This window comes from Bradyrhizobium sp. SZCCHNRI1029, assembly GCF_032487555.1.
Taxonomy (GTDB): Bacteria; Pseudomonadota; Alphaproteobacteria; order Rhizobiales; family Xanthobacteraceae; genus Bradyrhizobium.
The window spans coordinates 659773-666903 of record NZ_JAUEUK010000003.1 but is presented as its reverse complement, the minus strand read 5'-3'; the positions used below and the strand labels follow the sequence as shown (position 1 = coordinate 666903).

General features: G+C 64.9%; 2 protein-coding genes and 1 pseudogene. All 3 read left to right on the top strand.

What is annotated here, in order from left to right; translation table 11 throughout:
• A pseudogene (locus QW861_RS12245) lies at positions 1-2319 on the top strand (hypothetical protein); the annotation flags it as partial.
• Positions 2319-5585, top strand: coding sequence for a hypothetical protein (locus tag QW861_RS12240; protein WP_315753026.1), 3267 nt, complete (start codon positions 2319-2321; stop codon positions 5583-5585). The pseudogene QW861_RS12245 and the gene QW861_RS12240, both read left to right, overlap by 1 nt.
• Before the next feature lie 20 nt (positions 5586-5605).
• The gene (gene hemA, locus QW861_RS12235; RefSeq protein ID WP_315827292.1) at positions 5606-6883 is read left to right on the top strand and encodes a 5-aminolevulinate synthase; all 1278 of its coding nucleotides are present in this window, start codon (positions 5606-5608) and stop codon (positions 6881-6883) included.
• Positions 6884-7131: the final 248 nt, after the last annotated feature.

Below are 7131 nucleotides of genomic sequence, written 5' to 3'. Positions count from 1 at the left end.
ATGACCACGCCGCCGCACATCCCGACCGGGACGCTGCAGTGCTCGAACTGTCACAGCAACACCGCGGCGAGCTTCGCGACCTACACCATGAACCACGCCGCGGTGGCGACCGCGCGCTGCGACAGCTGTCACAACGGCTCCTTCACCGGCCAGGGCACCAAGGGCGCCATGGGCACCGCGTCGTATCCGAACCACGTCGCCACCGGTGGCGCCGACTGCGTCAGCTGTCACAGCAAGGCGGCCAGCGGCGGATATGTGAGCTGGGGCGGCGCGGCGTTCACCCACTCTGCGGCCAACACCAATTGCTCCGCCTGCCACAATGGTTCGAGCGCGAAAGGCCTGACCACCCCGCCGCATATTCCGGTGACGGGCGTGCAGTGCTCGAACTGCCACAGCAACACGGCGGCGAGCTTCGCGACCTACACGATGAGCCATGCTGCCGTGCATGCCACGCGCTGCGACAGCTGTCACAACGGCTCGTATCGCAGCCAGGGCCGCAGAGGTGCGCAGGGGCCGGATCACAGCGCCAAGACGCAGGATTGCGGATGCTGCCACGTGCGCGCCGCCGCCAACTTCTCCACCTGGGACGACGACCCGCAGAAGCCGGCAGCAGGCTGCTCCACGACGGCGCGGTCGGTGGTTCCGGCTCAGGCCCCGGCCGTCAAGGCGGTGACGCCGGCCTCGACCGCCAACCGCACGATGACGGCAGCAACGAATCCCGATGCAGCACCCGGTACCAGCGCCGCACCGGCTGCATCTCAGGCCGCTGCTGCGGCCGGCGCTGCCGCCAAGCCCGCTGCGCCATCCAGTTCGACGCTCCTGTTCAGCAGCAAGCCGCTGGCGAACACGGCTGCGACGTCGACGGCTCCGACAGCGGGGTCCGAAGCAGGGGCCTCCGCCAGTTCGTCCGGTTCCTCCAAGCCCGACAGTTCGGTCAAAGCTGGCGGCGCGACGACGTCCGTGCCGCAACCGTTGAGCACGCCGTCCCGAATGACATCCGCGACATCACCACTCTCGCCGAACGATCCCCGCGGCAGGCTCTTGCCCCCGACCGATACTGGTAGCGACTCGCCGGAAGCGAAGAATGCCGGTCGGCTTCCGTCGCTGCTGCCGACGTTCAATCCAAGGGCAGGGCTTGCCGGATCGAGCACCACGGAGGCCGGCTCCAGATTCAATCACATGACGGCGCAAGGGCCATGCGCATCCTGCCATAACGGAATGACCGCGCCTGGCAAGCCGCCGAAGCACGTCGCAACCGCTGCGCCATGTGAGACCTGTCACAAGAGCACGACGACGTTCAGCGGCGCCCGGTTCAGCCATACTGGAACGACAGCGGCCTGCGCGAGCTGTCACACCGGCATGGCCGCGACCGGCAAGCCGCCGAAGCACGTCGCAACCACCGCGCCGTGCGAGACCTGCCACAAGAGCACGACGACGTTCAGCGGCGCCCGGTTCAGCCACACCGGCACGACGGCGGCCTGCGCGAGCTGCCACAACGGCATGGCCGCGACGGGCAAGCCGCAGAAGCACGTCACGACGAATGCGCCGTGCGAGACCTGCCACAAGAGCACGACGACGTTCAGCGGCGCCCGGTTCAGCCACACCGGCACGACGGCGGCCTGCGCGAGCTGCCACAACGGCATGGCCGCGACGGGCAAGCCGCAGAAGCACGTCACGACGAATGCGCCGTGCGAGACCTGCCACAAGAGCACGACGACGTTCAGCGGTGCCCGGTTCAGCCACACCGGCACGATGGCGGCCTGCGCGAGCTGTCACAACGGCATGGCCGCGACCGGCAAGCCGCAGAAGCACGTGGTCACCAGCGCGCCATGCGAGAGCTGCCACAAGAACACCGTGTCGTTCTCGGGCGCGCGGATGGATCACACCAGCCTGACTGCGCCGTGCGCCAGCTGTCACAACGGCTCCAATGCCACCGGCAAGTCGCCGAAGCACTTCGTGACCAACGTCCCCTGCGAGAGCTGCCACCGGACGGTGAGCTGGAGCTCGGTCAATTACCGGCATATGTCGGCAAGCTATCCGAACCATAGCGCGGCCATTGGCTGCACCGCCTGCCACAGCGGCAATTCGCAAGCCGTCGTGTTCAAGTTCGCGGCCTACAAGCCCGACTGCGCCGCCTGCCACGCCAGTGATTTCCGCCCGCAGCAGCACGCCAAGCTCGTGAAGCCGGCGCCGATGGACTACACCGTCGCCGAGCTCAAGGACTGCACCGGCGCATGCCATATCTATGCTGACAAATCGCAGACCACCATCATCACCCGCCGCCAGCGGCAGCACCGGGTCAATGGAGGCGGCTGGTGATGCGCGGCTGCTTCGGACAAGCAGCGGCGGCGAGGTCGGCGGGATGCCTGATCAGTCTGCTGGCCGGCTTGCTCGCAATCCTGCTCGACGGAGCCTTTGGCGTCGCACCGGCCCAGCCGGTCATCGATCAGTTCGTCGCCAATGCAAATGCCACGACGATCGGAAACTGCAGCCTTCTGCGGGTCAACTTTCACGTTCGTGTCCGCTACACCGGGCATTTCCCGCTCGACCAAGGCAGCCAGCTCAGCGTCTCGCTGCAATTGGTCGATCGGGACGCAATCATGGCGCGCCGCCTGGTCAGGCGCGAAGGCGTGCGTGTCGACAACGCCCAGGGCTCTGGCATCCAGGACGTCTATCTGACGCTCGATCAGAACAGGGGACCGATCCTCGTCGTCCAGTTTGCCGGCGAGTTCAGCTATCAGATCGTCCAATCCGGCAGCTTCGAGCAGGTGGCGATCGTGGTGGCCCGAAAGGGTCCGGTGTCGGCGTGCAAGGTGAAAGCCCTGGTGCCGAGCGTAGCCGCTCCGGATGCGCCGAAACCGGTTGCGATCCCCGGCACGGCGGCGTCGGTCCGCAACGACAATCGCACGATGCAGCAGGCGTCCGCGGCGGACATCCGGTTTGCGGAGGCCTCGATGGACGAGGCTCGCGCGTCGATCAAGAAAGGCAATTTCAGCGCCGCGATCGATCTCCTGCGAAAGGTGCTGAAACTCCCCGAGAACGGCTCGAGCGCCGAGGCGCAGGAGCTGCTCGGCGTGGCGCGGCAGAAGGCTGGCCAGACCGCTGCCGCGCAGGCGGAGTATGAAGACTATCTGCGCCGCTATCCGAGCGGCGAGGGCGCCGAGCGGGTGAGGCAGCGGCTCGCTGCGCTTCTCACCGCGACCAGCAGCGCACCGGCACGGCCGCGCGACATGTCTTCTGTCACGCCCGAGGGCGGAGACATGGGGACAGGCATGCCGACCAAGGCGGCAGGGCCGAACGGCGACACCCGCTGGTCGATGTCGGGCAGCCTCTCGACCACCTTCATCACCAACGACACGACCAGCGCCGTCAAGGACAGGGCGATTGCGCCGAACCCGAATGCGGATCCCGACGCGCACCGGGTGCATCAGAACACGCTGCTGACCAATTTCGACTTTCTCGGCACCGCCGACAACGATCGCATCAGGACCAAGTTCAGGCTGGCGTTCACCCATGAGCGCCAGTTCGATACCGGAAACGACAAATACGGCGTCTCGACCGCCCAGGTTGACTACACGCTGAAGGAGGCCGACGTGACGCTGCGCGTCGGACGGCAGTCCCGCAACACCGGCGGCGTGATCGGCCGCTTCGACGGCGCGGTGCTGAGCTGGCAGAAGAGCCCCGGGCTGCGCCTGAACGTGCTCGCAGGCTCGCCGAACTGGAGCCGTTTCGACGCACCGTTCAAGGATGGCAAGACGCTCTATGGCGCGAGCATCGACTTCGGCAAGATCCTGGGCGGCCTCGAGACCACGGTCTATCTGATCACGCAATACGACCGCAACATCGTCGACCGCCAGGCCATCGGAGCCGAATTCCGCTATTTCGACACCAACAAGTCGCTGCTCGGCCTGATCGACTACGACACGCATTTCCGCGCGCTCAATGCCGCCGTGTTCTCGGGAACTTATACGTTCGAGGACAAGTCGGTCGTCAACGCCTCGTTCGATTATCGAAGGGTGCCATTTCTCTCGACGTGGAATGCGCTGCAGGGGCAGCCGTTCCTCACGCTCTACGACATGATGAAGTTCAATACGGCCGGCGAGATCAGGCAGCTCGCGATCGACCGCACGCCGACGTTCCAGTCGGCGATGGTGAGCTATTCGCGGCCCCTGAACGAGACCTGGCAGGTCGCGGCCGATGCCACGGTGACCAATCTGACCGGCACGCTGCCGTCCGGAGGCGTCGACGGCACGCCGGCGAGCGGCCTCGAATATTATCTGTCGGCTCAACTGACCGGGAACGGCATCATCAAGCCGGGCGATCTGTTCATGGGCGCGCTGCGGTACGCGAGCCTGGCGGATTCGAAGTTCTACGTGCTCGATCTCGCCACGCGCTATCCGATCACGCCGGATCTCGCCATCAGCCCGCGGCTGCGGGCGGGGTACAGGTCCGGGACGAAGACCGACTTGAAGGAGTACACGATTCTGCCGTCGCTGCTGGTCAGCTATCTCTGGTCGAAGGAGATCAGCCTGGAAACGGAGATCGGCTACCGGTTTGTCGACAGCACGCTGGCCAACGTCAAGACGACGACCAAGGACTTGTTCGCGACGGTCACGTTGCGGCGCGATTTCAACGCCGACGGTGTCACGAAGTGCAACGCCTCGATTGTCAGTTGCGCCTGGGCCAGGCCTGCGGCGCTGCAGGGCGGCCAGGGGGCGGGCTCGGGCGATATGCCGCTGCGGTCGCGCGCGTCGATCCTGCCGTCCTACATGCTGGAGACCGGAGTGCGCTACTGGTTCAGCTCCGGGCAGAATCGATACCGCTATTTCGCCGATCAGGCTGCGACGCTTCAGGTCTCCCGGCTCGCCTATGGCGGCATGACCGGGCACAGCGGCGAGATGTTCTTCAGGGTCGATGCGCTCGACGGCCCGTTCACCAACATGTTTCTGAAGGGCTATTTCGGAGCGGGAAAGATCAGCTCGGGCACGCTCGTCGACGAGGACTTTGCGCCCTTCGTCAATCCGTCGTCCAAGACCGTCAGCAGCGTGGGCGGGCGGCTGCAATACGCAAATCTCGATGTCGGTTTCAACCTGCTAGAGACGGACCGCTTCCGGCTCGGCGCCTTCGTCGGCTATCAATATTGGACAGAAACGGTCGACGCGCGGGGCTGCACCCAGGTGGGTGGCAATCCGACGATCTGCAGTCCGGCGCTTGGGGCAGGCGTGAAGGTTGTGACCGAGCAGGATCGCTGGCATAGCGGACGGGCCGGTGTCTCACTCGACACGCGGCTGTCGGACCGGCTGAGCTGGCAGGCAGAGGCCGCCTATGTCTGGACTTCGCAGAATGCGATCGACACGCACTATTTCACCTTCGGGCGCGATCCCGCCTCGGGACAAGGATCCGGATTCCAGGCCGAGACCGTGCTGAACTACCAGTTGACCGACAATTTCCGCATCGGCATCGGTGGGCGCTGGTGGCATCTCAGCACCAATGCGGTCGATTCGTTCAATCAGGTGCTGCGATATACGACGGAGCGTTATGGCGTGTTTCTCCAGGGCTCCTACCAGTTCAATCGGGCACGATAGTCTGCTGGAGTCGTCCAATCATGAACTACCAGATGCGGCCGTTCGGCCTTCTCCCTGAATATGACGCGATGTTCCGCGGTGCATTGGATCGACTGCATCAGGAACGGCGCTACCGTGTCTTTGCGGACCTCGAACGCCTGGCGGGGCGCTATCCGTATGCGATCTGGCATTCGGAGGAAGGCAAGCGTGAGGTCGTGATCTGGTGCTCCAACGACTATCTGGGCATGAGCCAGCACCCGAATGTCATAGGAGCCATGATCGATGCCGCAGCGCGCATGGGCACAGGCGCGGGCGGCACCCGTAACATCGCGGGAACGAACCATCCGCTCGTCGCCCTCGAGCAGGAGCTGGCTGATCTCCACGGCAAGGAAGCCGCGCTGGTGTTTACCTCCGGCTACGTCTCCAACGAGGCGGGGATATCGACGATCGCCAAGCTGCTGCCTGGGTGTTTGCTGCTTTCCGACGAGCTGAACCACAACTCCATGATCGAGGGGGTTCGCAAGGCCGGTGCTGAGAAGCAGATCTGGCAGCACAATGATCCTGAGCATCTCGAACGGCTGCTGCGGGCGGCAGATCCCGAAAGGCCCAAGCTCATCGTGTGCGAGAGCCTGTACTCGATGGACGGGGATGTCGCGCCTCTGCATCGAATTTGTGACTTGGCCGAGCGCTACGGCGCTCTGACCTATGTCGACGAGGTGCACGCGGTCGGGATGTATGGCCCGCGCGGCGGCGGCATAGCTGAGCGCGACGGGGTCATGGAAAGGATCGACATTGTTGAGGGCACGCTGGCAAAGGCCTATGGCTGTCTCGGCGGCTATCTTGCGGCTGGGGCGAACCTGATCGATGCGGTGCGCTCCTACGCCCCCGGTTTCATCTTCACGACGGCATTGCCGCCTCCGGTCTGCGCAGCCGCGACCGCTGCAATCCGGCATCTGAAAGCCTCGACAGCGGAGCGCGTCCGGCATCAGGATCGCGCAGCGCGGTTAAAGTCGGTCCTGACGGCAGCAGACCTGCCGGTGATGCCGAGCGAGAGCCATATCGTGCCGGTGCATGTCGGCGATCCCGAGAAGTGCAGGGCGGCTTCGGACCTGCTGATGTCGGAGCATGGCATCTACATCCAGCCGATCAATTACCCCACTGTCCGGCGAGGACTGGAACGCCTGCGTCTTACCCCGACGCCCTATCACGACGACGCGCTCATGGACCAACTGGTCCATGCGATGATGAAGGTGTGGGACAGACTCCATCTCTGTTACCGCCGGGAGAGCGGTCTCACGCGTGGGCATGAAGCGCCATAGCGCTGCCGGCGAAAGATTGGATCAGAAATCGGCGTCCGGCCGGTGTGCGGAAAGGCGGTCGTGCTTCAGCCACTGAACGAACGCACGTGTTCTCCCGCTCCGAGCGCACCATCCAACCTCTCCCTCCTTTCCAGTCCGTTTCCGATCTGTGTGCGGATGGCCGTGTCCAGCGACGAGCCCGAGCTGTCCGACGGCCCATGTCAGGCATCCGGCCGGATCAGCGCCAGGCCCGAGTCCGGATCGTGAAA